The sequence below is a fragment of the Sinosporangium siamense genome, assembly GCF_016863435.1.
In the GTDB taxonomy this organism is placed as follows: domain Bacteria; phylum Actinomycetota; class Actinomycetes; order Streptosporangiales; family Streptosporangiaceae; genus Sinosporangium; species Sinosporangium siamense.
The window spans coordinates 163,457-189,168 of record NZ_BOOW01000010.1 but is presented as its reverse complement, the minus strand read 5'-3'; the positions used below and the strand labels follow the sequence as shown (position 1 = coordinate 189,168).

Here is a 25,712-nt window from a genome sequence, read left to right as displayed (position 1 = left end):
CGCATCGGAGAACGGCCGCGCCGGGTCATGGCGAACCGGGCGCGGCATCCGCCAACGGATTACCCGGCCGACATTCCGGCTGTGCCGTATAAAGACGTGCCGTATAAAGACGTGGCCGCATCACACCAGCCGCGCAGCTCAGGCCGTGGCCACCTCCGCACGGTCGGTGCGCAGGGCCGGGAGGATGGTTTCCGCGATGCGCCCGGCCTCCTCGATCAGGGGGTTGCCCGACAGGATGAACGTGTCCACCCCGAGTGCCTGGATCTCCTGGAGTCGTTCCAGGACGTTCTCGGTGCTCCCCACGAGGGCGGTGCCGGGGCCTGGGCGGAAGAGGCTCATGCCGGGCCAGATGTTGGGATGGACTTCCAGGTCCTTGGCCCGGTCGGGCACGCGGCCGCCGTGGTGGCCGAACTGGCGGCGCATGCCCTCGGAGTCGGCGGCCAGGTTGACGCCCGACATGCGGGCGTAGGTCTCGGGGCTGGTGACGCGGAGGAGGTGGTCGGCCCAGTCCCACGCCTCCCGTTCGGTGTCGCGCACGATCAGGTGGAGCCGCACCCCGAACCGGATCTCCCTGCCGAACTCCTCGGCGGCCCGCCGCAGCCTGGCGATCTTCTCCTCAAGCTGGGCGGGTGGCTCCCCCCACGACAGGTAGACGTCGATGTGCTCGGCCGCCATCCGCAGGCCCGCCTCGGAGGAGCCGCCGAACCACAGCGGCACATGCGGACGCTGGATCGGCGGCAGCTCGGGGAAACTGGCGCCGTCGACCGTGAAGTAGCGCCCTTGGAAGGAGACCTGCTCCCCGGCGGTGAGCCGTTTGAAGATCTGCCAGTATTCCGCGCTGAGGTCGTAACGTTCGTCGTGGTCGACGTGCAGCCCGTATTGCCGCAGGGTGCGTGTGTCACCGTTGACCACGTTGATCTGCAGGCGCCCGCCGTACAAGTGGTCGAACGTCAGGGCCATCTTGGCGAGCAGCGTCGGTGAGATGAGCCCGGGGTGGACGGCGAGCAGGGGCCGCAGGCGTTCGGTGACCGAGGCGAGGGCGCTGCCGAGCACCCACACGTCGTGCAGGTCGGTGGCGAAGAGCGCGCCGTCGTAGCCGAGCCGGTCGACGGTGACCGCCAGGTCTTGCAGGTGGCCGAGGTCGACGTCCTGCCGCCCTTCGGGTTCCCAGGGGTATGCCCCGTCGCGCGGCACGGCGTACCACAGCACCTCGGTGCTCATCGGGCCGCCGCCTCGGCGAGCACCGACGCGACCGCCGTGTTCAGGGCGGGCACGACGGCCGCGCGCACGTCGATCGGGCCCGGCAGGTAGCCGGCGGCGGCCAGGATGTCGGCCCCTTCCTGCTGTTCGGCCAGGAACTCGGGCGTCACCGGCTCAAGCGCCCAGGGCAGCCGCTTCAGCGCGGTCTCCCAGGAGCCGGCGGTGCCTCCGAGAGCGGCGGCGGTGATCTCGGCCGCCTCGCGCGGGTGCTCCACGGCCCAGCGGTCGGCCTCACGCAGCGCCTTCACCACGGTGGCGACGACCTCGGGCCGCTCTTCTGCGACGTATCTGCTGGTGAAGTAGACCGATCGGTCGGTGATGACCTCCCCCGTGACCGCGAGCCGGGTGTACCTGCCTGACCGCTCGGCCTCGACCAGTTCGGCGCCCTGCGCGACCCATCCCGCGACGACGCCGGTCAGCAGGTCCGGCCCGGAGTCGGACGTGGCCCGGCGCGGCTCGATGTCGCGGTAGGAGAGTCCGGCGACGGCCAGCAGTTTGGCCAGGAAGTGCGTCTGCCAGGAGCCCACACCGAACGCGACGGGCCGCCCCGCGAGGTCGGCGACCCCGGTGACAGGGCCGTCCTTGGCGACGAGCAGCGCGCCGTGGCCGGGGCGGGGTGCGGAGGCGGCGGCGTAGACGATCGGCAGGCCGGCGGCCTGGGCGGCGAGCGGCGGGGTGGAACCGGTGCCGCCGACGTCGAAGACTCCGTCGGCGAGGAGGCGGCCTGTGGTGGTGCCGTCGGTGTAGCGGTGCACCTCGATGCCGGCCAGCAGGTGGTCCAGGTGGGAGAGCAAGAGCAGCGAGGGGTTGTTGGCGTGAACGCCGATGCGGATGGTCACTGGTCGACTCCAAGGTCTTCGAGAAGGCGGCGGCGGAGCGCGGCGAACGCCTGGTCGGTGCGGTCGCGCGGATGGTCGAGGCCGACGCGCACATCGGTGGCGAACCGCCCCTCCGACAGCACGACGACGCGGTCGGCGAGCCGCACGGCCTCCTCCACGTCGTGTGTCACGAGTAGTACGGCGGGGCGGTGTTTGCGGCAGAGCTCGGCGATCAGGTCCTGCATGCGCAGGCGGGTGAGGGCGTCGAGCGCGGCGAACGGCTCGTCGAGCAGGAGCAGCCCGGGTTCGCGCACGAGGGCGCGGGCGAGCGCCACCCGCTGGGCCTCGCCGCCGGAGAGGGTCGCGGGCCACGCCTGAGCGTGGGCGTGGAGGCCGACCTCGGCCAGCGCGGTGAGCCCTGCGGCGCGGGCACTCCGCGACAGGCCGAGGACGACGTTGTCGACGACCCTTTTGGAGGGGATAAGGCGGGGTTCCTGGAAGACGACGGTGCGCACCTCGGGGACGAACACATCCCCTTCGTCCGCGCCGTCCAGTCCGGCCAGGATCCGCAAAAGGGTCGTCTTACCTGTGCCGCTCGCGCCGAGGAGCGCGACGAACTCCCCCGGCGCGATCGACAGGTCCACACCGTCGAGCACCGCCCGCTCCCCGAACACCCGGCGCACCCCGGTGGCGTGCACGGCGAGGGCCTCGGCCCGATCGGAAAGTACGGCGGGAGCCTCGGCGGTCCACCCGGTGCGTACGGCGGGAGCCTCGGCGGCAGCCCCGGTCATCGGATCGCCACCCCCGCCCGCCACGGCATGAGCACCCGCTCCAGCGTGCGCACGAGCAGGTCGGCCAGCAGCCCAAGCAACGCGTAGAGCAGGATGACGACCACCAGGATGTCGGTCCGCACGAACTCCCTGGCCTGCGTCATCAGATAGCCGAGCCCGGCCGTGGAGTTGATCTCCTCGGCCGCGATCAGCGCGATCACGCTGAGCGTAAGCGACAGGCGCAGCCCGACGAGCAGCGACGGCAGCGCGCCCGGCAGGATCACCTCGCGCACGAGCCTGAACCCGCGCACCCCGAACGCCTTGGCGGCCTCCACCTGTTTGCGGTCGGCGTTGCGGGTGCCGCTGAGGGCGTTGACGTACATCGGGAAGGAGGTGGCGACGGCGATCAGGATGACTTTGGACGCCTCGCCGATGCCGAACCACACGATGAACAGCGGCACGAGCGCCAGGAACGGGATCGTGCGCAGCATCTGCACGGTGGGGTCCACGAGCTCCTCGCCCAGTGCCACCAGCCCGCTGAGCAGGCCGAGCGCCAGCCCGGCGGCGGCGCCGAGGGCGAGCCCCACCCCGGCTCGGGTCAGCGAGACCGCGAGGGCGTCGCCGAGCTGGCCGTCGCCGTACAGCTCGGCGAACGCCGCGGCGACCTGCGCCGGGGAGGCCAGCACGTCGGGGCGGATCCAGCCGGAGGTGGTGCCGGCCGCCCAGAGGGCGGCCAGCACCACGGGTCCGAGCGCTCTCAGGGCGAAGGCGGCCGCGGCCCCGCGTTTCACCCGTCGTGGAGGCTCGGGCCGGACCAGAGCGGTGGAGGTCGTCCGCCCCGGTCCGGGATCCGTCGCGTGCGGCGAGGGCCCCGGGCCCACCGCACCGCGTTCGCGGGGGGCGGGAACGCCCCCGGTGTGCAGGACCGTCATGGCGCGGCCTTCAGCGGGTCGACGACGTGCTCCTTGACCGAGACGCGGGTCTGGGTGACCTTCTGCTCGGCGAAGAAACCGGCCACGGCGTCGAACCTCGGCAGGTCCGCGGGGGTGACGGCCTCGATGACGGGGTCCTCCCTGACCGACGCCTCGGTCAGCTCCTTGAGCCGGCCCGCGACGGCGGTGGGCCCGGCCGACGTGAAGACGTTGATGTAGGGAGCGGGGTTCTCGCGGCTGGCGAGGCTACCCCGGTTGAGATAGTCGTAAAGGGCACGCACCACCCGCGGGTGCTTGTCGGCCAGTGCGGTGGACACGACGTGGATCTGGTAGTTGTCCGACCCGATCGCGGTGCCGTCGGCGAGGAACTTCGCTCCCGAGTTGGCCTGGGCGGCCAGCACGAAGTTGCCCCACGACGCCCAGGCGTCCACCTGGCCGGCGTTGAAGGCGGTGGCCGCGTCGGCGGGCGGCAGGTAGACCCGCTCGACCTTGTCGGGGCTTATGCCGTGCTTCGCCAGTGCCTTGAGCAACAGATATTCACCGGTGCCGCCCTTGTTGACGGCCACCTTGCGGCCGGCGAGGTCGGCGACCGACGCGATCGGGCTGCCCTCCTTGACGAGGATGCCCTCGCCCGCCAGGTCGGGCTTGCCGACCGCGAAGATCTTGAAGCTGGGTTTGGCGGCGAGTGCCCCGACCCCGGAGGTGATCGAGCCGACGCCGTAGTCGAGCTGACCGGAGTTAATCGCCTGGGCGATGGGAGCGAAGGCCGCGAACTGCCCCGTCCACTCGATCCGGGCGCCCGCCTTCTCCAGGGCCTTGGCCAGGCTGCCGTCCTTCTTGCCCGCCGCCAGCACCCCGGCGTTGCCGGGGTCGGGCAGGCGCACCGTCACGGTCTGCGCCCCCTGAGCGGAGGTGGCGGCGCATCCCGCGACCGGCACGAGTGCGGCGAGCAGCAGCGCCGCCGTGGCGAGCCGCCTCATGCCGTCCTCCTCAGGCGTGCGCCGTACAGCGGCGTGTGGTCGGCCCACGCCTCGACGTCGACCGCCTCGGCGAGGAAGCCGTGCTCCCACAGGAACCGCTCCTGGTCGGCGAGGAGCGCGAGCCGCTCCTCCGACAGGTCGATGGACAGGTCGGGCGTGCCGTACGCCCCGGCGACACCGGCCGCACCCGCACCCGTCTCACGGCCGAGGACCAGTGCGGCCTCCCCCGGATAGGCCGCCGTCCAGCGCACGGCGTCGAGCAGCACACGCAGGAAGCGGATCACCAGGTCCGGCCGGGTGTCGAGGAAGGACTGGTCGACGGTGATGGGGCGTGGTGTGCCGTTGTTGACGCGGACCGCGGGGTCCGGGTGGGCGTCGAGGTCGACCGCGACGCGCAGGCCGCGCCGCTCGGCGTCCTCGACGGCGCGGGCGCCCTTCACGTAGACGGCGTCGACGTCGCCGGCCGCCAGAGCGTCGAGCTCGGGCGCCCAGTGGCCGGGATCGTCCTTGACGTATACGTCGGTCAGGCGGGCGTCGCCGAGCGTCAGCCCGGCGATGGACAGTGCGCCGTGGAAGCCGCGCAGCGCCATCGCCCGCCAGAAGTCGACGGGAGCGTCGGTGCGCACGGGCAGGGCGAGCCGCCTGCCGCGCAGATCGGCGGCGTCGCGGATGCTGGAACCCGGCGTGGTGAGGACGACCTGGCGCTCCTCGATCCAGGTGAGTCCGATCAGCCGGGTGTCCCGCCCCCGCGCCTTCGCCCAGAGGGCGGGCACGTTGCCGCCCTCCCGGATCAGCGCGGAGAGCTCGTGGGTGAAGTGCTGATGAGTGAAGCGTCGCCGGGAAACGTGCCGGCCCCAGGGGTCGGGGCCGCCTTGCAGTGAACGTACGGCGATGCCGTCGGGGCCGAACTCGTCGTCGAGCCAGCCGAGGTCAGCGGCGACGCCTGTCGCGGTGGGCACGGGGCAGCGGGTGAACCACAGCTCCTGCATGTCGGGTCTCTCCTGTCGTGGTCGAGCGGTGCGGGAACGGCTCGTCACGACAGAGCGCACTGGCGACGCGGCAGAAGTCGACGTGGTCGCGGGTGGTCAGATGTGCGCTGAGGATCACGCCATCACCGTAAGACACCACCGTGCTCCTTTGCAACTTTTCCTACTTGAATAACATGGAATTCCTAATCCGGCCGGGGCACCGGCTCGGTCGTGACCGAGCGGAGCAGCGGCCTGCTCAGAGCTCCGGCCGCGACCACACCGGCGAACCCGGCGGCCACCGACACCCCAAGGACGATCAGCCCGTCGGCACTGGGCACGCCCCCCGTGAACGACATGGCGGTGAAGGCGCCCGTCGCGATCGAGCCGCCGCCCATCACGGTCAGCGGGATCAGCGTCTCGGCCCGCCGCGCCCGGTCCAGCACCTCAAGCGGGGTGCCCGCCAGGCGCAGCAGCGCATAGGTCTGCCGGCGGTCCAGGATCGACGAGGCCGCCGTGATGCCGGCGCTCGCGATGGCGACGAGGAACGACACGGTCAGCACCACGATCGTCCCGGTCTTGAGATCCTGAATCAGCATGGCGACACCGGGGTCCTCCACCTCGCCGGACGTGATGCCGGGGGTCAGCAGCCCGATGAACCCCGCCACGAACCCGGTCATCGCCACACCGCTGACGGTCCGCCAGGCGGAGCGGGGGTCGTCGGTCAGGCGGCGTCCCGCGAGCAGCCTGGCCGGGGTCCTCGCCATACGCGTCGTGACGCGTCCGATCAGGGCCACCACCCAGGGGCCGACCAGGTTGACGCAGAGGAAGACGAGGCCCAGCATCACCGCGACGACACCGACGCCGACCCCGGCGGTCCTCACCGGGAAGGCCGCCACCACCGCGAGGAACACGACCACCCGGACGGCCCTCATGCCGGGCGGGGTCTCCCGCTTGGCCACGCCGAGCGGGCTCACCACGACACGCCGCAGGCCGGCGACGGCGGAGACCCCCACGAGCAGCGGCACGGCGAGCACCACGGCGAGCAGCGGGAGCGGACCCGGCCACAGGTCACCCGCGAACCACGGGCCGCCGCCGATCTCGATGCGGGACAACGCCGGCGCGGCGGCGCCGTACAACACGACACCGAGCACCGCGCCCGCGAAGGCCACCACCATGGCCTCGGCGACCGTCATCAGCACGACCTGGCCGGGGGTCGCCCCGACGAGCCGGAGCGCGGCGAGCCGCTGGTCGCGCCTGGCCACCGTGAGCCTGGCCGCCGCGCCGCCGAACACCAGCAGCGGCACCACGATCAGCACCGTCGCGATGAGGGCGAGCGCCTGATAGGCGATGGCGTCGTTGGTCGGCTCGTTGGCGAAACCCTTGATCCACGTGGCCGGGACGTCCTTGCCGTGGGCCCCCTTCCGGGGTTTCAGCAGTTCGGGGTCGTCCGGGGTGTGGCCGACGACCGCGACGAGTTCCCCCGGATGGATGAGCGCCTCGTCGCCGAGCCGGACCGAACCCTCCGGCTGCGGGCGCAGGTCGCCGATCGCGCCGCCGAGCCCGGAGAGGACCTCCGCCAGAGCCGGGGAGAGCACGACCTGGCCTGGGGCGGGCAGGCGGTCGAGGCCGGGCGGGGGTGTGGCCCGCTCGTCGAGCGCGGCCAGGCGCACGACGGTGAGCATCCGGTCGCCCACCGCTTGATAGTGCACGGCCTGCACCGCGACCGCGTCCTTCTTGTGCGGGCTCTTCTTTCCGGTCACCTTCGCCGCCGGTGGCGGGTTGCGCCACGCGCTGCGATCGGCGCGGCCGTCGAACGCGAAATTCACCGTCACCGCGAAGACGAGCAACATGGACGACACCGCCACCGCGGCCAATGTCAGTCCCGCCCCGAGCAGCCCCTTACGACCGCCGCCGCGCAGCAGCCGCCAGCTCAGCCTGATCGAGTTCATCGCGCCGCGCCTGCCGCGGGGGTGACGATGCGGCCGTCGCGGACCTCCACGACCCGGTCGCACCAGTCGGCGACCTGCCGGTCGTGGGTGACGACGACCAGGGCGGCGCCGTTCTCCTTGATGGCCGAGACGAGGAGGTTCATCACCTCGTGGCCGGTGGTCTGGTCGAGCGCGCCGGTCGGCTCGTCGGCGAACACCACCGCCGGGCGGGTCACGAGGGCCCGCGCGATGGCCACGCGCTGCGCCTGCCCGCCGGACAGCTCGCCGGGCCTACGGCCCTCCATGCCGGTGAGGCCGAGCGGGGCGAACCATCCGCGGGCCTGCCGTACGGCCTGGCCTCGCGGCACGCCGCCCAGCATCAGGGGCAGCGCGACGTTCTCCTCGGCCGGGAGCTCCGGCAGGAGCTGGCCGAACTGGAACACGAACCCGAACCTCGTGCGCCTGAGCGCGCTGCGCTCCCGCTCGCCCATGGTGTCGACGCGGCGGCCGAGCAGGTGCACCTCCCCGGCGTCGGGCTTCATGATCCCGGCCAGGCAGTGCAGCAGCGTCGACTTGCCCGATCCGCTCGGGCCCATGACGGCGAGCGCCTCCCCTTGCCGCACCGCCTGCTCGACCCCGGCCAGCGCGACCGTCGAGCCGAAGCGCTTCTCCAGTGCGCGGCCCTCCAGCACGACGCTTCCCTGCGTCTTGTCATGCGTGTTCCATGGACCCGCCGCTCTCATCGATGCCTCACTCATGCAGGAAAGCCTTTCGCGGGCACCCGGTCCTGCGGATCGGCCGAGCGTCGGGTCCACGCTGAGCAGGTATCGGCCGAACGGCTGATAGAGGCTGGCAGAATCACCAAGGTGACGATTCGGGTACTCATCGCCGACGACCAGGAACTTGTGCGTACCGGCTTTCAGATGATCCTTGACGCCCAGCCGGACATGGAGGTCGTGGCTGCCGTGGCAGACGGCGCCGCCGCCGTGGAGCAGGCGCGGCGGCTGCGCCCGGACGTGTGCCTGCTCGACATCCGCATGCCCAAGCTGGACGGGCTGGAGGTGACGCGCATCCTCGCCGGCCCTGAGGCGGAACAGCCCATGCGCGTCGTGATCGTCACGACCTTCGACCTGGACGAATACGTCTACGGGGCGCTGCGCTCCGGCGCGTGCGGCTTCCTGTTGAAAGACAGCGGGCCGACACTGCTCATCGAGGCCGTCAGGGCCGCCGCGGCGGGTGACGCGCTCGTGTCGCCCTCGGTGACGGTACGGCTGCTCGCCCACTTCGCCAAGCCGCGTCCCAGCAACGCCAAGCCGCTCATCGAGCCGCTGACCGATCGTGAGCTCGACGTGGTGCGGCACGTGGCGCGAGGGCGGACCAACCAGGAGGTGGCCGCCGAGTTGTTCATCTCGTTGTCCACGGTGAAGACGCACCTGGGATCGATCCAGGCGAAGCTGGGCGCACGCAACCGGGGGGAGATCGCGGCCTGGGCTTGGGAGTCGGGCGTCGTGAGGTGAGTCGCGACGTCCTTGGGGGGATCCCCAGTCACGTGGCGCCCGAGACGCCCGGTCGCGTTGTGAGGTGAGTTGTGACGTCCTTGGGGCAGCTTGTGAAGCCTGCGTTCTGAGGGGGTTTGTCACCCTCATTGGGTGATAGTCAGGTGATAGTGCTGTGACCAGGCGCGATGGCCTGATTAACGGTGGTGACCACGGGATAGGAACCTGGCGAGTCCTTCAGCGCACGCCGGGGGGAATGACAGATGCGCCTTGCCCCGCCACCGCCGACCAGGTCGGCCTCCGCCGTCTATACGACCTTGGCGGCGCAGTGTTCGGCGGTCATCGCACTGGTGGTGTTCGAGACGCTCCGCGGCAGGCGGCTGGCCGAGGAACTCGCCGCCCTCGACGGAGACCCCCGCTCCCCCGGAGCGCAGGCCGTCGTCGGCGCGGTGACCGTCTTCGCCGTGCTCATCCTGGCCGCGGTCGCCACCACGGCGGCCGCCGCGCTGAGCTACCTCACCTGGCTGACCCGGGCCTGCCAGGCCGACGAGCCGGGCGCCCCCGCGCTGCGGTCGGCCCTCGCGGCCTGGGCCGTCCCCCTTGTGAACCTCATGGCGCCGCCGATGCTGCTGGACCGCCTCTGGCAGGGCGCCGCCCCCGTGGAGGAGCGCAGAGGCCGCTGGGTGGCGCTGGTGCTGGCCTGGTGGCTGAGCCTCGCGGCGACGGTGGTGCTGTTCGTCGTGCGGCTGGCGCCCCCGGCCGACGCCGCGATGCCCGGACTCACCGGCCTTGGGCCGCTGGAGGCCGCTGTCACCGTCGTCGCGGCGCTGCTCTGCGCGGCCACCGTACGCGAGATCACCCGCCTCCAGACGACAGTCGCCCGGGCACCCCGCCCGGCGACGCCGCCGCTGGTCACCGTACCCCTCCCACACGAGCTCACCTCCGTGCCGCCGCGCACACGCTGAACACCCGGCACGGCACACGCCCGGTCGCCGGCGCACGCGAGCTGAAGGCCCGCGCTCCCCCGGACGCGGGCCTCGTCCACTGGCGCGCTACTGCGCGACGGTCAGCTTGAACTGCGCGGCGAAGTCGTCCAGGAACGCCTTCGCGGCCAGCGGGCCGGGGCTGTTGTTCCACAGGTCGTTGCGCACGGTCTTGACGCGGTTCTCCTTGACGGCCTTGAGAGACGTCCACGCGGGCTGCGTCTTGGCCTCTTCGAGGCTCTTGTCGGCCGCGGGGTTCAGCGTGCTGACGAAGATGTGGTCGACGTCGATCTCGTCGAGGCGCTCCAGGCTCAGCGCCGGGCCGTGGCCGCCGGCCTCCTTGTCGACGATCGACGGCCACGAGTAGCCGAGCTCGCTGAGGAGCTGACCGGCCTGCATGCCGCGGAGCATCGGGGTGGGGCCGGAGTCGGCCCAGCGGATCAGGACGACCTTCTCGTCCTTGACGTCGCCGAGGACCTCCTTCGTCTTCTTGATCTTGTCTTCGATCTCGCCGACGAGCCTGGTGGCGACGTCGGGCTTGCCGAAGACGCGGCCGGACTCGACGATGTCCTCGCGCCAGCGCTCGATCTCGGCCTTCGGGTCGCCGGTGGTGACCGTCGGGGCGATGCCGCTGAGCTGCTTGTAGGAGGCGTCGTCGAGCAGCCAGCCCACCGCGACGATCATGTCGGGCTCGGTCTTGGCGACGGCCTCGTAGTTGATCTCACGGAGGTTGCCGACGACGGGCACACCCGCCACCTGGTCCGCGATGTACGGGTTGGGGCCGGACAGACCGCGAGTGGAGCTGATGCCGACCGGCTTGATGCCGGCGGCGACGGCGAAGTCGAGCGTCTGGTCGCCGAGCACGACCACCCGCTTGGGATCGGCCGGCACCTTGGTGGTGCCGAGCGTGTGGGTGACCTCACGGGTCGCCGCGGCGCCCCCTTTGTCTCCGCCGTCGCCCGCCGGGGCGGCGGCGGTTTCGCCGCCGCCGCAGGCGGACAGCGCCAGCATGGCGGCCACACCCAATGCGAGGCTGCGCCACGCGGTCTTGCCGAACATCATGATTCCTTTCGTCCTGGACGAATGAGCAGGTAAATCAGCCACGGCCCGCCCGCGAAGGCCGTGATCACACCGACGGGCATCTCCACCGCGCCGAACAGCGTCCGGCCCGCGAGGTCGGCGGCGACCGCGAGCAGCGCGCCGACGAGAGCCGAGGTGAACAGCGCTCCGCCGGGCCGGCCGGTGAGCCGGCGCGCGATGTGGGGGGCGACGAGGGCCACAAAGCCGACCGGTCCGACGATGGACACGGTGACCGCGGCCAGCAGCACGGCGACGGCGACCAGGCCGAACCTCGCCGGCTCCACCCGCAGTCCGAGGGAGCGCGACACGTCGTCGCCGAGCGTCAGCATGCGCAGCCGCCTGGCCTGGAGGAGGGCCGGCGGCAGCAGGATCGCCACGGGGACGCCGAGGGAGAGCACGTGCTCCCAGCGCCGGTCGTTGAAGCTGCCGAGCAGCCAGTTGTGCGCCATCTGGGCGTCGTGCAGGTCGGCCAGCATGAGCACGTAGGTCGTGGCACTGGCGATGACCGCGTTGACGCCGATGCCGACGAGAATCATCCGCATGCCGAGAAGGCCGCGGTGGTAGGCGAGAACATAGACGACGAGCGTCGCCGTGACCGCGCCGAGCAGCGCCATGCCGGTGACCGACAGGGTGCCGCCGATCCCGAACGCGATCAGGATGACCGCGGCGAACCCGGCACCGGACTCCACGCCGAGGATGTCGGGACTCGCCAGATCGTTGCGGGTCAGCGACTGGAAGATCGCCCCCGCGGTCGCGAGCGCCGCCCCCGCCAGCGCCCCGACGAGGGCGCGGGGCAGGCGGAACTCCCTGACGATGTACGTCTGGCCGCCGGTGCCGCCGAACACCGCGTGGAGCACCCGGTCGATCGGCAGCGGATAGTCGCCGACGCACACCGCGAGCAGCAGCACACCGAGCAGCGCCAGCCCCACCGCCGCAGCGACCGCCACGGCCCTCGGGAACACACGCATGGATGCGGGGCCGAGCCGTACGGCACTGCCAAGGCGGACTCTGTTCCGTCTGGCCGTCATCGTGGTCACAGGGCACGCACCGCCGCACGCCGTACGAACCAGATGAACAGCGGCGCGCCGATCGCCGCGGTCACCGCGCCGACCTGCACCTCCGCCGGACTCGCGATGACGCGCCCGATCACGTCGGCCCCGAGCAGCAGGACCGCCCCCATCAGCGCCGAGTAGGGCACGATCCAGCGGTAGTCCTGGCCGGCCGCGAACCGCGCGAGATGCGGCACGGTCAACCCGATGAAGCCGATCGGGCCGGCCACGGCGACAGCCGTACCCGACAGGAGCACCACCGCGACCGCCGACAACACCCGCACGTTGTGCACACGCAGCCCGAGCGAGCGTGCCATGTCCTCCCCCATCGCCAGGCCGTTGAGCCCCCGGGTGAGGATCAGCGCGAGCAGCGTGCCCGCGATGAGGAACGGCAGAGCCGAGACGAGCGTGGTGGCCTTGGTGCCGGAGAGCGAGCCGATCGTCCAGAAGCGGAACTCGTCGAAGGCGACCTCGTCGGCATAGAGCACCAGGGTGGTCGCCGAGCCGACGAACGCCGTGATCGCCGCCCCGGCGAGGGCGACCTTGACCGGTGTCGCGCCGCCGCGGCCGGAGGAGCCCGCCATCCAGACGACGACGCTGACGACGACGGCGCCGGCGAACGCGAAGAGCATGTGTCCGTGGAAGCCGAGGATGCCGAACAGGTGGATCGCGAGCACCACACCGAACGCCGCGCCCGCGTGCACCCCGAGGATGCCGGGGTCGGCGATCGGGTTGCGGGTCAGGCCCTGCATGACCGCGCCCGACATGCCGAGCGCGGCCCCGAGCGCCAGCCCGCCGAGGGTGCGGGGCATGCGCAGGTCGTGCACGATCGTCGTGGCGAAGCTGGAACTCGGGTTGAACAGGGCGTTCAACACCTCGCCCGGGGGCACGAATCGGCTGCCGATCCCCAGGGAGAGCACCGCCACCACGAGCACGGCCGTCAGGAGCAGGGCGAGGCCGGAGTTGCGGCTCCAGCGGGATTCCCTGCCCTTGGGCGCGGTGGGCGCGCTTACGAGCATGCGTGTACAACTTTCGACGAACCAAGGGGAGGCTTGCTTAGGTAAGGCATACCTAAGCTGCGCACCACTATGGCACACCCCTCTAGCCACGCCTATGTCAGGTTCATCACGACATGGGCCACTCGACGGCCACGCCTTCCTGACCTACCAGGAGGAGTCGTCTCCGTGCACCGCCGTCCACAGGTCCCCGAGGTGGGTCTTGGTGACTACGACCGGTCTGCCCCTCTCGTCAAGAATTCGGGCTTCGCTCTGGAGTGAGGGCGGCGTCAGCGGGCGAAGGAGGACGAAGCCCGTCGCATCGGTCGTCCCTTCGACCAGAATCCTTCCCTCGGAGTGGATCTCGACCTTGCTCCTCGGCCGGGTCGGCGTGTAGACGGCCACTTCGTTCTCACGCGTGGTCCACGCCACGACCGGCTCCTCCCCCCGTGCCCGCGCCCCGTCCGGCCACAGATCACGCGGCACCACCCGCCCCATGAGCGCCGTCTCGGTGACGCCGCCGGGGAGGACGCCGATCACCTGCACCGCCAGGAAGGTGGGCGTCCCAGGTCCCGACACGGTCGCCACCACCGCGTCACGTCCATCGCCCAGCGAACCTCCCCACAGAAGGTCGTAGGTGAGCCGCTCCACCGGACTCGCCAAGGCCGGCACGCTGTAGAGCAGATCGAGCGCCCGAGCGGGATCCACCGTCCCCGCCGCCCGGCGCGCGGCCTTCCCCACCTCCCGGCTGAAGGCGTCCGCGTCCCGTTCCCTCTTTGAGGGGAGGACGGCCTCCGGGTAGACGGTGTCACCGACCTGGGCCTTGAAGGCGATCTGCCCAGACCGGGGTTCGGGCACCTCGGTGAACACCACGCCGTTGTCCACGGGCGGCGTATGGACGACACGCGAGGGGGTGCCGTCCGCGAGATAGTCGATGCCGCCTGAGATCTTCACCTTGGTCATCTCCGGCGGTCCCACCACGAGCGCGACAGACCGCTCCTCGCCAAACCAGTAGAGCGGAGCCGAGACGGGCACCTCCGGGCCCACGTCGGAGATCGCGTGCTCGGTCAGGCGCGCCACGGATGTACCGGCCTCCCCTTCCAGCAGGGCGACCCGCCATGTGCTCCCGTTCCACAACGCGGCCACCACCACGCGGCCCAGGTCGCCCGCGTCCTCGGCATACAGCACACGAGCGGTCTCGCGGGCGGACCACGCTCGCATCTCCCCCAGGAAATCAGCGTCCCTCGCCAACGACCCACGCGCCGGCCAGGCGAGCACGCCCCGCACCCGCCGCTGCTTCTGCTCCTGCTGCTCCTCCTCCTGCTGCTGCTGCTCAGCCAAGGGAGACTGCCGCACCGACACCACCTCGAACTGCTGGACCGCCACCAGCACCGACGCCGCGGCCAGCACCCCCGCGACGGCTTTACGGCGACGCCCCCGCGCCCGCCGCACCCTGCCCATGACCGCCTCGTAAGGATCCGAGCGGCCCCGGGCGCTCTCGGCCCGCGCGGTGAAGGTGTCGCGCAATCTCTCTTCCAGGTCGGTCATCACACCCTCCTCGCCAGATCGGCTTCACGGGCCTCACGTCCGAGTACTCCCCGCAGCCGGTCCAGGCCGCGTGACGCCTGGCTCTTCACCGAGCCCAGCGAGCAGCCCATGAGCCTCGCCACCTCGGCCTCCGGGAGATCCTCGAAATAGCGCAGCACCAGCACCGCCCGCATCCTCGGTGGCAGGGCCAGCACGGCCCTCCACAGCTCGTCGCGTACGGCGAGGGCCTCCTGCGGCTCGGCCCCCGGCGTGTCGGGCACGACGCCCATGAGCTGTTCCTGCACCCGGCGTCTGCGCCACCAGGAGTTGTTGAGGTTGATCACGACGCGCCGCACGTAGAGTTCGGGGTCGTCGATGCGGTTCCAGCGGCGGTGGACACGGACGAGGGCCACTTGAAGCAGGTCCTCGGCCCTGTCGTCGTCGCCGGTCAGGAGGCATGCCGTACGCAGCAGTGCCTGCCATCGGGAGGTGACGAACTCACGGAAACGCTCCTCGCCGTCCTGCCTCACGCGTGTGCCTCCTCTCGTGGCCCTTCTCCCCTTCAGATACCGGGGTGGGTGGGAAAGGTTGAGAGCGTGGGGGGACTGTTTCCATGGCTTGCCGGCGACTGCCCCTAGGGTGACATTCCTCCCCGTTGGCCGGGGCGCTCCGCATACCCCTCCCGGCCGCGCAGCTTCCGTGTCACGATCGAGACCGCGGCCCCGTTTACACCCCTCCTCTCAGGGAGCGGGGCCGCATTCCGCGCCCTTCTGCTCGTCCGACATAGACGGATTTATCCGGGAACTTGGACCTCATTTGCCCCGATTTATCGGCCTATAAGGCTATAAATCTAAAAGGCGCGATTCGCCCGACATCCCTTGCCGACGGCCGCCGATCTCATTGGACAATTCCCTGGATTCGCGATCTCATATGATCGCCAATCCTTCAGCTGTCCAATTCGCGGATTCGGAGCACCCATGACACGTTGGCGGAGCGTGACCAGAGTCGCCCTGGCCCTTGCGACAATCGCCGGAATCACCGGCGCCGGCACCCACCCCGCCGGCGCCGCCGCACCGCGAGAGGTTCAGATCACCCGCTTCCTCGGCGAACAACGCGTGGAGCATAAACTCCAATACGCCGGCACCACCGTGGGCGGATTCTCCGGCATCGACCGCGACCCGCTCACGAACACGTGGTATTTCCTCTCCGACGACCGGGCGCGCTACAACCCCGCCCGTTTCTATACCGGCAAACTCGACTTCAACCGGGTGACCGGTGCGTTCACCGGAGTTCGCCTCACCGGCGTCAAAACCCTGCTCCGCGCCGACGGCACGCCCTACCCCGGCTTCGGCCTGCCGGAGACCGTCGACCCGGAGACGATCCGCTTCGACCGGTGGACCCGCCGGCTCCTCTGGGGCGACGAGGGCGACCGCCCCGACGCCTCCCGGCCCACGCTCCCCATCTCCGACCCCCGCATCCGCTGGACCGGCCGCGACGGCAAACACGTCAGCGAGCTCCAGTCCCCCGACAACCTGAAATACACCGACACCGACCGCGGCCCCCGCCGCAACTTCGCCTTCGAAGGCCTGACCTTCACCCCCACCGGGATCGCCGCCGTCGTCGAAGGTCCCCGCTTCGAAGACGGCCCCATCCCGAGCGTCGAGCGCGGCGCCCCCGCCCGCATCACCGTCTGGCACCGCGACGGCCGCGTCCGCGCCCAGCACGCCTACCCCATCGACCCCCTGCCCGCCGCCCCCATCCCGCCGACCGGCGTCACCGACAGCGGCGTCTCGGAGATCCTCGCCCTCGACGACCACCGCTACCTCGCCCTGGAACGCTCCTGGATCGAAGGCGTCAATTACAAGGCCAAGCTCTACGAGATCGACCTGCGCGGCGCCACAAACATCCTGACCCGCGACTCCCTGACCGACGGCACCCCTTACCGCCCCGTCACCAAACGCCTCGTCTACGACTTCAGCGCGCTCCCCTTTCCCACCCAAAACCTCGAAAGCCTGGCCTTCGGCCCCCGCCTCCTGACCGGCGAATGCACCCTCGTCATAGGCTCCGACGACAACTTCGACCCCCGCGAAACCACCCACTTCCTCGCCTTCGCCGCCCACGGCTGCTAACCCCACAAACCCCTCCCAGCCCCGCTCCCACTTCCCCGGGAAGCGGGGCCACATACGGTTTGACGGCGTTCAACTCCCCAGCGGAACGCGCATAGTTCTAGCCAGCGGACGAAACTTCCATGTCAAGTCACACGGCAGCCCTGTGCATCCCTTTGAGACGAATTGCAAACATGACAAACACCCTTATTGTCGGCCTCGACGAACTCGCGGCCCGATTGGCTTGAGCTGACCGACGAGGTCGCCTAGCCCCTTCACAACCCTGAATCCGGGGCGGCAATTACTGTCTGATCAGTTGCCTCAGCCCTGCGTTCGCCACGTCTCGCGGGCTGAATCGCACCTGATTCCAGGAAGTGCGGATATGTCGGGCTGCGTCCGTGGCGGAGGTGGGGCGGCACGCATGCCTGGTTAGCGGGGGCGGGTGGGGGCGGCGTGGCGGCCGGTTCGGTTCCAGCGGGGGGCGGCCATGAGGGCGAGGATGGTGATGGCGATCAACACGGTGATGGGGAAGACCACGACGGGGACGCCGCCGGCGGCCAGGGTGACGGTGGAGATGCCGAGGAGGGCCGTCCAGGCGTACATGATGACGACGGTGCGGCGGTGGGAGTTGCCGATGTCCAGGAGGCGGTGGTGCAGGTGGGCGCGGTCGGGGGCGAAGGGGGAGCGGCCGTAGGAGGTGCGGCGGATGACGGCGCTCAGGAGGTCGAGGAGGGGGAGGGCCATGACCGCGATGGGGAGGAGAACGGGCAGGACGATGGGGAACCGGTTCATCTCCTTGATGGCCTCCGGGGGGATGTCCGAGGTCACGGAGATCATCGCCGCCGCCAGCGTCAAGCCGATCAGCATCGAGCCTGTGTCGCCCATGAATATCCGGGACGGGTGGAAATTGTGCGGGAGAAATCCCAGGCACACGCCGAGTAGTGCGGCGGCGATGACGGCGGCCACGACGATTCCTCTGCCGGTCAGCGACTGCTGCAAAATTATCGAATACAGCCAAATGCAGGCCGCGCTGATCGCTACGACTCCCGCCGCCAGGCCGTCGAGACCGTCGATGAAGTTCACCGCGTTGATCACGATGACCACAAGCCCGACGGTCACGATCGCGCTCAGGGTGGTGTCAAGCGTGTATGAGGTGCCGTCCAGCCATGGGATCCATTTCAGCCGGATATCAAAATGCACCAGGATCCCGGCGCCCATCGCCTGCCCGCCGAGCTTGAGAAACGCGTCGACGCCCCACAGGTCGTCGAAGAACCCCACCACGACGATCACCCCACCGGCGACCGCGAAGGCGGTCACCAAGGGCACTGCGCCGATTTTCGCCTCGATCATCGGCACGGAGACGGCCAGATAGAGCCCGCACAACAACCCCGCATACATCGCGAGCCCGCCCAGCCGGGGAATGGGCGTCGTGTGCACGTCGCGGTCGCGCACCTCGGGAGTGGCGCCGATGCCCAAGGCGAGCCGGCGCACCGGTGGAACGAGGAGATAAGTGCTCAGCGCGGCGGCGAAAACCAGCAGGAAGTGTTCGGGCACCTTAGTCCCTCACCAATCAGCAAAGGGTGTGGCATCAACGACGACGAATGCCGCCACACGCTCTTTTGCGCGGCGAATCAACCACAGGTGACCACTTCACCGCCGATCGCGCCCTCACCACCCGGCCAAGTATAGGCATTCAGTGGCATTCCGGACGGGGTTCTTCAGACCCGGCCTGCCAACCTCGGCCCGCCTGGCGAGCGATCGGACATCCTATTGCGGGCAGCCCGAAACCGCGCAGCCAGCTAATCGGTAATTGTGCACATTCGGAACGTGAACCTTCGCGAGAAACCCTCCCGTACTCCCGGTTGTCACCACGACCTCGGAAAACAGGAGAGCAGCATGACCCTCAAGTCCCGTATCGCCGGTGCGACCGCGATCCTCGGTGTGGCCGGAACGCTTGGCCTAGGGATCGCTCCTGCGGCGAGCGCCGACGCCGCGCAGACCGTGAACGTCCGGGTCACGGTCAAGGGCAACTACAACGCGACCGTCTGCGTCACCGACATCCTCGGCGGCACCTGCCGCGACGTGAACCGCGGCAAGAGCCGGGTCTTCACCGTCCAGCCGCGGCGCGGCACCGCGGTCAGCGTGCGGGTGATCGCCAAGGGTGGCGGCTCCGACGAGGCCAACGTGGTGACCGGGGGCTCGTCGCTCCGCTTCGACGCGGTCGGCAGCAAGAGTCGTCCGGATGTGAAGCGCCGTTAGGCCCTGGATCGGACATCGGGGTGTGATTCCGCGAAGGCGGCACCGTGCGCGACGGTGCCGCCTTCGGTGTTTTACGGCTTCACAGGCGTGAAGAGGGTGAGGTGGACGTCGCCGTATGTGCGGGTGGGGGCGGGGCGGTAGAGCTCGCGGAGGACGAGGAGGCGTTCGTCTTTGGCGTACCGTTTGCCGATTCTGGGAGAGACCAGCCAGACACGGTCCACACCCCGGAGGGCGGCGCCGAGTTCGGGACCGGTGCGCGGGGCGGCGGCCCCGGGGGCGTGGGTCAGGTCGGCCAATGTGTCGAAGGCTCCGCCGTACACGGCGGTGAAGAGCCGATAGCGCTCCGGCACGAACAGCACACGGTCGCCGGGACGGACGTCCGCGGCGAGGGCGGCGGTGAGGGAGCGGAGATCGTCGGGCCGGCTCCCGGGCCGACGAAGGTCCAGGTGCGGTCCGGCGGTGAGGGCCATCAGCCCCACAAGCACTCCGGCCGACACAGCCCGGCCGCGGCCCCCTCGTGCACTCACCCCGGCGTGTACGGCGAAGCGCCGGGCAACCAGGCTCGCGAGGTGTGCCGCTCCGATGCCTGCCGCCAGGGCGAGGCCGGGCACGACGAACATGACGTACCTCGGGTGGTACACCGGCTGCACCTGCGAGATCACAAACGACAACACCACAGGAAGGAACGCCCACGCCGCCACAAGCGGGGTGCGCCGGGCCGCCCACGCCCCCACCGCGGCGAGGCCGAACACGAGTACGGCGCCGCCGGCCCCGCCCGCCACCTCGACCGGGAAGCCGGCCAGCTCGGCCACACCGGGTGTCTTCAGCCAGAACACCTGGACACCACGTTGCCCCGCCGCCACGGCGGCAAGCGGCAGGAGGGCGGCACCTGCGACCGCCCACGGGAGCAGCACCCGCCATCTCGCCGCGACCGCGTGGGCGGGAAGCAGGAGAAGGGCGTACAAGTGCAGCCACCCGAGCAGCGCCACACTCGCCGCATAGCCCACCCAGCGGCGACCGCCGCGCTCGGCATACTCGACGAGCAGCCAGGTGGCGAGCACGGCGACGGCCGACACGAGCGCGTAACCCCTGGCCTCCTGCGCGTAGCGCGAGACCATCGGCAGCAGCGCGTAGATCGTGCCCGCGGACAGTCCGGCCGCGGCGCCCGCGAGGCGCCGGGCCAGGGCGGCTACGCCGCAGGCCGCCGCCGCTGTGGCGAGCACCGAGAGGAGCCGGAGCCACAGCTCGACCGGCTCAAAGTGGGCGAAGGGCCGGAGAAGCAGGTAGTAGAGGCCGTGGACGGCGTCCATCTCGCCGAGCAGGCGCCAGAGGCCGGGCAGCGGCATGCGGGCCGCCATGGCGCTGACGGATTCGTCGCGCCAGAGGGACGGCCCGGTGACGCCGATCAGCCCGGCGACGGCGGCGAGCACAGCGGGGATGACGGTGGACGGCCACGACCGGCGGCGGGTGTCGGGAGCCGGTTCGAGGGCGGCCGGGGACCGGGAGAGCCTCACCATCGGGTCAAGAGGTCAGCAGATCGCGGTGTTTCCACGCGAGGTCGAGGGCGGCGGCGCCCGCCGCCTGCATGGGCTCCCGGTGGATGTAACGCTCGACCGGGCCGGCGTCGAAGCGGATGCCGCCCGCGCCGATCAGGGTCCCTTCGGCATTGGTGGCGGCCATGCCGCTGAAGAGTTTGTCGAAGATCTCCGAGTCGAAGACGGTCACGGCGAGAACGTCGGTGGAGAAGCTGAGCGGGTCCACGCCGACGCCGAGGATGTGGGAGTGCACCTGCCCGGCGGCGCGGGCGTCCTCCATGCGCCGGTAGAACGGCCAGTCGTCGTAGGCGAAGCCGTCCCCGTAGTGTTCTGAGCCGCCGAGGAACTCCTCGGAATACTCGCGTATCGCGCATTTCCACAGGTCGAAGTCGGCGGCCTCGGCGCGCGGCGTCTCCTCCGACGGCTGGAAGACCCCGACGGGGATGACCTGGAACATCCCGCCGTTCTGGGCGACGCGGGCGGCGTCCCGGAAGTGCAGGACGAAGGTGAGGTCGCCGGTGCGCCGGTCCCGCCGCAAGGTGAGCATGCACAGCCCGATGGTGGTGGAGCGGCGGCTCAGGTCGGTGGGGTCGCCGATGAGGCCGCGGAACTCCAGGGAGTTCTCCCCGAGCAGGTGGGCGGCGGTGTATTCGTGGGCGACGGTCTCGGTGACGTTCAGGCCGTCGAAGTAGGTGCCCCGGCCGAAGGTCAGCCGGGGCAGGTCGACTTCGAGCAGCCTGTAGCAGCTCCTGTTCTCGAACAGGAGCGGCCGGTCCAGTGCCTCCATCGCCTGGGAGTAGGTGGGGATGTCCTCCGGCAACCCTCCTCTGGCCTCGGGCTCCCCGCCGGTCGCCGAGGGTGCGGGGCAGGGGTCGGTCCAGACGAGGGCGGTGTCGAGAAGGGGAAGGGGCCGGTCGGGCAACCATTCGGGGCGCGTGAGCAGGTGGGTCGCGCCGACTTTCGGCACGTCCGGATACAGCCCGGCCGCCGAGCGGACGAGTTCGTGGCGGTGTCGATTCAGGTAGCGGCGTATTTCTCGCCATCTCAGGCGGGAGCCATACAACTGTGCACCCATTGGGCAACTCTAAGCGGCTCTGGTGGGTCCGGAGCTGCCGGGGCTGGCGTGCCAGAGGCGACGCGGCGGGGTGGTGGTGCCAGGTGTGGGGCCGATGTCGGCGTAAGGCGACAGGGTGTAGCCGTTGGCGTATTCGATCGGCTTTCCGCCGACGCCGCGGCCGGCACCGCGGTCGTGGGAGGCGTTGAGCAGGGCGCGGACGGCGGGAAGGCCGCCGGTGCGCCAGGTGGCGTCGAGGTCGAGGAGGTTCCAGCAGTCGAGGGCGCGCAGGGTGACGGCGCGGGCGCCGGTGCGGCGGACGGCGCCCCGGGCGACGAGAAGCCATGACCCGAAGACGGTGGCGGCGCACCAGGGTTGCACGGACTCGAAGAAGGTGAGGTCGACCGGCCCGGTGGAGTCGTCGAGTGTGGTGAAGATGACACGCTGGCCGGACCGCACGGCGGGGGTCTGGGTGGCGACCTTGACCCCGGCGACGAGGATCTCGGCGCCGTTGCGCTGGGCGAGCAGATCGGTGGAGCGCACGACGCCGATGGCGTCGAGCAGGTCGTGGTGGAAGTCCATGATGTGGTGGCTGATGTCGATGCCGAGGATGTCAAGCTCGGCCTCGACCATCTCGCTTTCCGTCATTTCGGGGAGCTCGCCGGGTGTGATGTGTTCGACAAAGCCCAGAGGGAGTTGTACGGCATCAGCCGTCTTGGCGGCGCCCATCACGATCGTGCCGGTGGTGGAGCCGCGTTCGAGCGCGCCGACCTGGGCGATGAGGTCGCGCCGGGTGAGGTGGCCGGGGCGCCAGCGGGAGCCGGTGCCGGGGCGCAAGCCGTATACCGCGTCGAGGCCGCCGGTCTGCACAATGCGCTCGACGATCGGGCGGGAGGGGCGGGCCCGGTCCCAGAAGTCGGCGAGGGAGGAATACGGCCGGCCCGCGACGGCGCGTTCCACCTCGGCCTCGCTGATGCCTTTGACGGCGGAGAACGGCACGCGCAAGCCGTAGCCGCGGCCGATCTCCCCGACGTCGAGGCCGGCGCCGGTGACGGGGTCGCCGCGCGGGCCGAGCCGTTCGACCTGCCAGTTGGTGCCCGAGTGGTTGATGTCCAGGGGCAGGATGGTGACGCCGCACTGCCGGGCCTCGTCGACGATGACCCGCTGGGGATACATGCCGGGTTCGTGGGTGAGCACTCCGGCGAAGAAGGCAGCGGTGTGGTGGCGTTTGAGCCAGGCCGACTGATAGGTCGGCATGGCGAAGGCTGCGGCGTGGGCCTTGCAGAAGCCGAACGCGCCGAAGGCGTCCAGCACCTGCCACGCCTTCTGCGCCGTCTTCCGGTCGAACTCCGGCAGCACCTTCGCCTCCCACCAGGTCCGCACCACCTCGCGCCCCTGCGGCGTGCTGAGCGTGCGGCGGATCTTCTCCGCCTCTGACAGGCCGCATTCGGTCATGACGTCGACCACTTTGAGCACCTGCTCGTGGAAGACGACCACGCCGTGGGTCTCCAGGAGTGCTCCCCGCAGCTTCGGTGAGGGGTAGTGCGGCTCACGCCATCCGTGGCGGGCCTCCAGATAAGGGGTGACCATGTCGGAGTTCACCGGTCCAGGGCGGAACAGGGAGATGTCCACGATCAGGTCGTGGATGGTGCGGGGTTCGAGTTTGGCGATGAGTTCGCGCTGCCCGGGGGATTCGATCTGAAAGCACCCGAGAGTACGGCTGGCGCAGATCATGTCGTAGGTCGTCTGGTCGTCGTGCGGCACCTCGTCGAGGTCGATCTTCTCCCCGTCGACCCGTTCCACCTCGGCCAGGGCGTAGGCGATGGCCGACTGCATGCGCACGCCGAGCACGTCGAGCTTGAGCAGCCCGGCCTCCTCGACGTCGTCCTTGTCGAACTGCGACATCGGGAACTCCAGCATGCTGCGTTCGACCGGGGTGCGGTCGCGCAGGGTGGAGTTGCCGATCAGCACGCCGCACGGGTGCAGGGCGATGTGCCGGGGCAGCCCGTCGAGGCGTTCCGCGAGGAGGAAGACACGTTCCAGGGTGCCGTCGCCGAGGCCGCTGCCGGCGAGTTCGGGCAGGTCGCTCAGGGCGGCCCGGATCTGCCTGGCGCGGATGTGGGGGAACGCCTTGGCGATGGCGTCGATCTCGTGGGGCGGCAGGCCCATGGCGGCGCCGACGTCGCGGATGGCGCTGCGGGCGCGGTAGGTCTCCATCATCGAGACGCAGGCCACGCGGGCTTCACCGTATCGCTCGTAGATGGCGCGGTAGCAGTCGAGGCGGCGCGCGGACTCAACGTCCACGTCGATGTCGGGGAGGCCGATGCGGCCTTCGGACAGGAAACGTTCCATCAGCAGGCCGTGTTCGAGGGGGTTGACGGCGCTGATGCCGATGATGTGGTTGACGAGGCTGCCCGCGCCGGAGCCGCGGATCGAGCAGCGCACACCCATCTGCCGGATCAGACGGGTGATGTCGGAGACGGCAATGAAATATCCGGACAGTTGCTTGCGCTCGATGATCGCCAGCTCCATGTCCAGCCGTTCACATGCCTCTCTGGAACGCTCCAAACCATGCTTGAGCAGCCCGTCGGCGCAGCGCCGCCGGAGCATCCCCACCGGCTCCCCGTCGATCTCGGGCAGATGCAGCCGCGGCGGGTCGTTCTCCAGCGCGAGCAGCGTGCGGGGATCCATGGCGCACTCCTCCGCGAGCCGCCGGGTCGTGGTGAGCAGCCGCACCGTGCGCCCCTGGTCGCCCCCGCACACCCCCTCGGCGATCGGCAGCATCTCCTTCGGGCTCTTGAAGTAGGCGTGGGAGGCGGAGCGCTCCAGGTGGCGCGGGTGCAGCGGGACGAGCCGCCGGGCGGCGTCCAGCACGTCGCCGACCTGGTAATCCGACGGGTCGAGGTGGCGCACCGCGTTGGTCAGCACGGCGGGCACCCCGGCGGAGTCGGCCAGGGCCAGCATGCGGGCGGCGTCCGCCGTCTCGCGGTAGCCTTGGCGGTCGACCACCTCGATCACGACGCCCGGCAGCAGCGCCCGCCAGGCGGCCAGCAGCGACACGGCGAGACCGTCGCGGCGCTCGGCCACCGCGCGGCCGACGTCGGAGCGGGGGCCGAGAAGCACGGCGAGGCCGCCGCCCCCGCCGAACGACGCGACAAGCTCGGGCGTCACCCTCGGCACACCCCGATCCCCCGCGTAGTGGGCGGCGGTGACCAGGCGGCTCAACGCCGGCCATCCCGCCGCGCCCCGGGCGAGCACCACGATCCGGTCGCACGTCTCGTTGTCGGGCGCGCGGCGGCGGCCCCGCCCCGGGCCCGCCACGAGGGCGGGCTCAAGGGCGAGGTCCACACCGAGCACCGGGCGCACCCCGGCGGCGAGGCACGCCTTGGCGTGCTTGATCGCGCCGTAGAGGCCGTCGCGGTCGGTCAGGGCGAGGATGTCCATGTCGTGCTCGACGGCCCGCTCCACCAGCGCCGCGGGGAAAGCCGTGCCGTAGCGCAGGGAGAAGGCCGAGCTCACGTGCAGGTGAGAGAACGGCGGAGCCATCAGTCCCACGCCCGCAGGAGGAGCCACCCCGCACTCGCGGTGTCGAACCTCAACTCATAAGTGCCGACCTGGCGATGGGGGCTGGCCTGGACCCGCCAGAACCTGCGCTCGCCGGGGTCGGTCTCGGTGGTCTTCCACCACTCCCGGGCGACGACCCAGTGATCGACGACAGCACGGACCGAGTAGAGCCGGTCGCGCCAGACGAACTGGGCGGGCTCCCCATCTCTGGTCCAGACCTCGATCGGGTCACCGTAAAGTCTGCTCAAGGCTTGCGCTCCCCCTTGTGGCGTGGTGCTTCATGGGCCACCCGGGGGAAGTTCGGGCGATATCTCGAACATATGTTCTTAGCCCTCATGAACGCAAGTCAGCCACTCCGGCCTCAGTGATCACTTCCGCGGAGGCCTTGTGCCGCCGGACAACCCGCCGC

22 protein-coding genes are annotated in these 25,712 nt (G+C 70.5%); 4 read left to right on the top strand and 18 right to left on the bottom strand.

The genetic code is table 11. The annotated features are described in order from the left end of the window. Positions 1-138 precede the first annotated feature (138 nt). From Ssi02_RS09170 to Ssi02_RS09135, 8 genes are all read right to left on the bottom strand, one after another. On the bottom strand, positions 139-1,221 hold the full coding sequence (locus Ssi02_RS09170; RefSeq protein WP_204023468.1) for an LLM class flavin-dependent oxidoreductase: 1,083 nt from the start codon (positions 1,219-1,221) through the stop codon (positions 139-141). Beyond that, positions 1,218-2,099 (bottom strand): ABC transporter substrate-binding protein, encoded by an 882-nt coding sequence (locus tag Ssi02_RS09165; RefSeq protein ID WP_204023466.1) that lies wholly within the window; start codon positions 2,097-2,099, stop codon positions 1,218-1,220. The genes Ssi02_RS09170 and Ssi02_RS09165 overlap by 4 nt, the downstream gene beginning before the upstream one ends. Next, positions 2,096-2,869, bottom strand: a complete 774-nt coding sequence (locus Ssi02_RS09160) for an ABC transporter ATP-binding protein (RefSeq protein ID WP_204023456.1) — start codon at positions 2,867-2,869, stop codon at positions 2,096-2,098. The genes Ssi02_RS09165 and Ssi02_RS09160 overlap by 4 nt, the downstream gene beginning before the upstream one ends. Continuing rightward, positions 2,866-3,780 carry an ABC transporter permease gene (locus Ssi02_RS09155; RefSeq protein ID WP_204023453.1) on the bottom strand — a complete coding sequence of 305 codons (915 nt, stop codon included), beginning with the start codon at positions 3,778-3,780 and terminating at the stop codon, positions 2,866-2,868. Before Ssi02_RS09155 ends, Ssi02_RS09160 begins: the two co-directional genes overlap by 4 nt. Further along, a complete protein-coding gene (locus Ssi02_RS09150; RefSeq protein WP_204023450.1) occupies positions 3,777-4,760 on the bottom strand; it encodes an ABC transporter substrate-binding protein in 984 nt (327 codons plus the stop codon). The genes Ssi02_RS09155 and Ssi02_RS09150 overlap by 4 nt, the downstream gene beginning before the upstream one ends. After that, a complete protein-coding gene (locus tag Ssi02_RS09145; protein ID WP_204023441.1) occupies positions 4,757-5,749 on the bottom strand; it encodes an ABC transporter substrate-binding protein in 993 nt (330 codons plus the stop codon). Before Ssi02_RS09145 ends, Ssi02_RS09150 begins: the two co-directional genes overlap by 4 nt. A 182-nt stretch (positions 5,750-5,931) precedes the next feature. Continuing rightward, positions 5,932-7,677 (bottom strand): FtsX-like permease family protein, encoded by a 1,746-nt coding sequence (locus tag Ssi02_RS09140; RefSeq protein WP_204023439.1) that lies wholly within the window; start codon positions 7,675-7,677, stop codon positions 5,932-5,934. Further along, complete coding sequence (locus Ssi02_RS09135) at positions 7,674-8,399, bottom strand: ABC transporter ATP-binding protein (RefSeq protein WP_204023437.1); 726 nt, start codon at positions 8,397-8,399, stop codon at positions 7,674-7,676. The genes Ssi02_RS09140 and Ssi02_RS09135 overlap by 4 nt, the downstream gene beginning before the upstream one ends. Positions 8,400-8,522: 123 nt before the next feature. On the opposite strand from Ssi02_RS09135, the gene Ssi02_RS09130 reads away from it, so the two are divergent. Together Ssi02_RS09130 and Ssi02_RS09125 are read left to right on the top strand one after the other, a co-directional pair. Continuing rightward, the gene (locus Ssi02_RS09130) at positions 8,523-9,173 is read left to right on the top strand and encodes a response regulator (protein ID WP_204023435.1); all 651 of its coding nucleotides are present in this window, start codon (positions 8,523-8,525) and stop codon (positions 9,171-9,173) included. Positions 9,174-9,415: 242 nt separating this feature from the next. Next, positions 9,416-10,117, top strand: coding sequence for a DUF4328 domain-containing protein (locus tag Ssi02_RS09125; protein ID WP_204023432.1), 702 nt, complete (start codon positions 9,416-9,418; stop codon positions 10,115-10,117). A gap of 87 nt (positions 10,118-10,204) precedes the next feature. On the opposite strand, the gene Ssi02_RS09120 is transcribed toward Ssi02_RS09125, so the two are convergent. The 5 genes from Ssi02_RS09120 to Ssi02_RS09100 all read right to left on the bottom strand — a co-directional run bounded on the left by Ssi02_RS09120 (position 10,205) and on the right by Ssi02_RS09100 (position 15,316). Continuing rightward, entirely contained in the window at positions 10,205-11,194 is a 990-nt protein-coding gene (locus Ssi02_RS09120; RefSeq protein ID WP_204023430.1) for an ABC transporter substrate-binding protein, read from the bottom strand. Then, positions 11,194-12,243 (bottom strand): FecCD family ABC transporter permease, encoded by a 1,050-nt coding sequence (locus tag Ssi02_RS09115; protein ID WP_239128743.1) that lies wholly within the window; start codon positions 12,241-12,243, stop codon positions 11,194-11,196. Before Ssi02_RS09115 ends, Ssi02_RS09120 begins: the two co-directional genes overlap by 1 nt. Positions 12,244-12,248: 5 nt before the next feature. Next, a complete protein-coding gene (locus Ssi02_RS09110) occupies positions 12,249-13,283 on the bottom strand; it encodes a FecCD family ABC transporter permease (RefSeq protein ID WP_204023423.1) in 1,035 nt (344 codons plus the stop codon). Between the two features lie 144 nt (positions 13,284-13,427). Further along, positions 13,428-14,807 carry a hypothetical protein gene (locus Ssi02_RS09105; RefSeq protein ID WP_204023421.1) on the bottom strand — a complete coding sequence of 460 codons (1,380 nt, stop codon included), beginning with the start codon at positions 14,805-14,807 and terminating at the stop codon, positions 13,428-13,430. Then, complete coding sequence (locus tag Ssi02_RS09100) at positions 14,807-15,316, bottom strand: SigE family RNA polymerase sigma factor (RefSeq protein ID WP_204023419.1); 510 nt, start codon at positions 15,314-15,316, stop codon at positions 14,807-14,809. The genes Ssi02_RS09105 and Ssi02_RS09100 overlap by 1 nt, the downstream gene beginning before the upstream one ends. Positions 15,317-15,763: 447 nt before the next feature. Between Ssi02_RS09100 and Ssi02_RS09095 the strand changes: the two genes are divergently transcribed. Next, positions 15,764-16,915: an esterase-like activity of phytase family protein gene (locus Ssi02_RS09095; RefSeq protein ID WP_204023417.1), complete on the top strand. Its 1,152-nt coding sequence runs from the start codon at positions 15,764-15,766 to the stop codon at positions 16,913-16,915. A gap of 405 nt (positions 16,916-17,320) precedes the next feature. Here the strand turns inward: Ssi02_RS09095 and Ssi02_RS09090 are convergent, their stop codons facing one another. Then, entirely contained in the window at positions 17,321-18,445 is a 1,125-nt protein-coding gene (locus tag Ssi02_RS09090) for an MraY family glycosyltransferase (RefSeq protein ID WP_204023415.1), read from the bottom strand. A 342-nt stretch (positions 18,446-18,787) separates the two neighbouring features. Here Ssi02_RS09090 and Ssi02_RS09085 point away from each other — a divergent pair, with 342 nt between their 5' ends. After that, on the top strand, positions 18,788-19,150 hold the full coding sequence (locus tag Ssi02_RS09085; RefSeq protein ID WP_204023413.1) for a hypothetical protein: 363 nt from the start codon (positions 18,788-18,790) through the stop codon (positions 19,148-19,150). A 71-nt stretch (positions 19,151-19,221) separates the two neighbouring features. Here Ssi02_RS09085 and Ssi02_RS09080 read toward each other — a convergent pair whose 3' ends face one another. From Ssi02_RS09080 to Ssi02_RS09065, 4 genes are read right to left on the bottom strand one after another with little or no spacing between them, the layout of a single operon-like run. Next, positions 19,222-20,664: a glycosyltransferase family protein gene (locus tag Ssi02_RS09080; protein WP_204023411.1), complete on the bottom strand. Its 1,443-nt coding sequence runs from the start codon at positions 20,662-20,664 to the stop codon at positions 19,222-19,224. Between the two features lie 7 nt (positions 20,665-20,671). Continuing rightward, positions 20,672-21,760: a hypothetical protein gene (locus Ssi02_RS09075; RefSeq protein ID WP_204023409.1), complete on the bottom strand. Its 1,089-nt coding sequence runs from the start codon at positions 21,758-21,760 to the stop codon at positions 20,672-20,674. A gap of 9 nt (positions 21,761-21,769) precedes the next feature. Beyond that, the gene (locus tag Ssi02_RS09070; RefSeq protein WP_204023406.1) at positions 21,770-25,285 is read right to left on the bottom strand and encodes a DNA polymerase III subunit alpha; all 3,516 of its coding nucleotides are present in this window, start codon (positions 25,283-25,285) and stop codon (positions 21,770-21,772) included. Further along, positions 25,285-25,551 carry a DUF6504 family protein gene (locus tag Ssi02_RS09065; RefSeq protein WP_204023404.1) on the bottom strand — a complete coding sequence of 89 codons (267 nt, stop codon included), beginning with the start codon at positions 25,549-25,551 and terminating at the stop codon, positions 25,285-25,287. Before Ssi02_RS09065 ends, Ssi02_RS09070 begins: the two co-directional genes overlap by 1 nt. Positions 25,552-25,712: the final 161 nt, after the last annotated feature.